This is a genomic window from Microcystis sp. M49636_WE2, assembly GCF_030065375.1.
GTDB classification, from domain to species: domain Bacteria; phylum Cyanobacteriota; class Cyanobacteriia; order Cyanobacteriales; family Microcystaceae; genus Microcystis; species Microcystis aeruginosa_C.
This window is the reverse complement of the sequence record NZ_JASJFG010000801.1, coordinates 1-1,782: the sequence shown is the minus strand read 5'-3', so window position 1 is coordinate 1,782 and position 1,782 is coordinate 1. Positions and strand designations below refer to the sequence as shown.

2 protein-coding genes and 1 pseudogene are annotated in these 1,782 nt (G+C 39.1%); 2 read left to right on the top strand and 1 reads right to left on the bottom strand.

Annotation, left to right across the window (positions count from 1 at the left end; translation table 11 throughout):
- Positions 1–355 precede the first annotated feature (355 nt).
- Complete coding sequence (locus tag PX484_RS18315; protein WP_287766430.1) at positions 356–1,006, top strand: DUF3782 domain-containing protein; 651 nt, start codon at positions 356–358, stop codon at positions 1,004–1,006.
- 111 nt (positions 1,007–1,117) lie between these two features.
- Positions 1,118–1,213, top strand: a pseudogene (locus PX484_RS26100) (DUF3782 domain-containing protein); the annotation flags it as partial.
- A gap of 415 nt (positions 1,214–1,628) precedes the next feature.
- Here the strand turns inward: PX484_RS26100 and PX484_RS18305 are convergent.
- On the bottom strand, positions 1,629–1,782 hold a 154-nt coding region (locus PX484_RS18305), incomplete at its 5' end, for a His/Gly/Thr/Pro-type tRNA ligase C-terminal domain-containing protein (protein WP_288105026.1).

Genomic DNA, 1,782 nt, shown 5'->3' with positions numbered 1-1,782 from the left:
TGTTTTATTCAAGGCTTAGAACTCTATGATCTGTCAAATGAATAACCCATCAACGTTAGCATTTTCCAGCGTTCAGCGAACCAGTCATGAATTAGTCAAAAAATCAAAGAGAATGAAGATAATTGTTAATTCTATTCCCAACTTAGTCCCTTTAATCCTTCATTTTGGGGGACTGGTCGCTTTAAGAGAAGTGTATCAAAGTATTAGGGATGTTAGTCGCTGGTGGCGGTGATTCTTGTTCTATGAATTAGCCTCCGCCTTATCCAATTGAATCAGCAGTCTGCTCCCCAGTGTCTTCGACAAGCACAGAAATCCGATAACATAGTTAATAGGTGACATCGGGAAAAAATCATCTATGACGACTACATCAGAAGACGTATGGCGAATCTTAGCCGAATTAGCGACTGCTCAAGCCGAATTGACTGCTGCTCAAAAAGAAACTGACAAACAACTGAAGGAGACTGACCTACTATTGAAGGAAGTTAGTCAACAACAGAAGGAAAACGCCCAACAAATCAAGGAAACTGACCGACAACAGCAGAAAACTGACAAACAACTCAAAGAATTAGGTCAGCAAATTGGGGGACTCGGGGCAAAATTCGGCAGCTTTACCGAAGGACTTGCTCTCCCTTCAATGGAAACGATTCTCAGACAACGGTTCGGCATGAAAGTTGTTAGTCCCAGTGTGCGAGCCAGCGAAGATGGACAAAACCTAGAAATTGATGTCCTTGCCTATACTAATGGTGAGTTAAATACTGCCTATATCGTCGAGGTTAAAAGTCATGCTAGAGAGGAATCTATTACACAATTAAAAAGTATTTTGCAACGGTTTCGCAGCTTTTTCCCTGAACACAAAGATAAAAAACTCTATGGCATATTAGCGGCGGTTCATGTATCCCCAGGATTACGCGAAAAAATTCTGCAAGAAGGGTTTTATGTGGCTCGGATTCATGACCAAGTGTTTGAACTCGATATTCCCGATAATTTTCAACCTCAAATCTATTAAAAATTTAGATGTGATTGCTCTCTTCCCCACAGGAAAAAACACTTTTTTCTTCATGAATAGGAAGAATTTAGTAAAATAGTAATAGAACAAATCAGAGGAAAAAAATCATCTATGGCAACTACATCAGAAGACGTATGGCGAATCTTAGCCGAATTAACTGCTGCCCAAAAAGAAACTGACAAACAACTGAAGGAAATTAGTCAACAAGGGAATAAATAATCAGTTTTTAATAACCAGATTTAGTATAAAAAGTGTTTTGCAACGTTTTCGCACCTTTTGCCTCGAACACAAAGATAAAAAACTCTATGGCATATTAGCATCCCAGGGTAAGCGCATCCTAACAATCCTTGACAAAATGAACTTTATGTGGGTTGCCTACCCAGATGGCAATTCAGGCATATTTGAGTAGAATTTGCCATCTCAATTGTTAAGCAATAATCGACCAAATAGGTCGAGTTCGTAACTATTCTGATTGACTGGTATCACTTAAAATGCCCACGCGGATCACAAAATTGGCCAATTGTCAATAGCTTTTGAGATGCCCTTTATGACAGGAAGTCCCCCGACTCATATTCGATCATCAGAACTATAAACAGGCAAAATTATCTGTATATTTAATCACTTAATCAGAAGCGTTTACCTTTGAAATAGCAGTTTTTAAATAGGAAACCACCTCATTAATTGCTACTTCTGACGCTTTTTTACTGGCTCTTTCGACTAATTCCACCTTACCCGATTTGAGAGATTTACCCGTGACAATGCGATAGGGAATCCCA

Bases quoted from the DNA above. Each gene is read 5' to 3' on its own strand.
- PX484_RS18315 (WP_287766430.1), top strand. From the start codon at position 356: ATGACGACTACATCAGAAGACGTATGGCGAATCTTAGCCGAATTAGCG.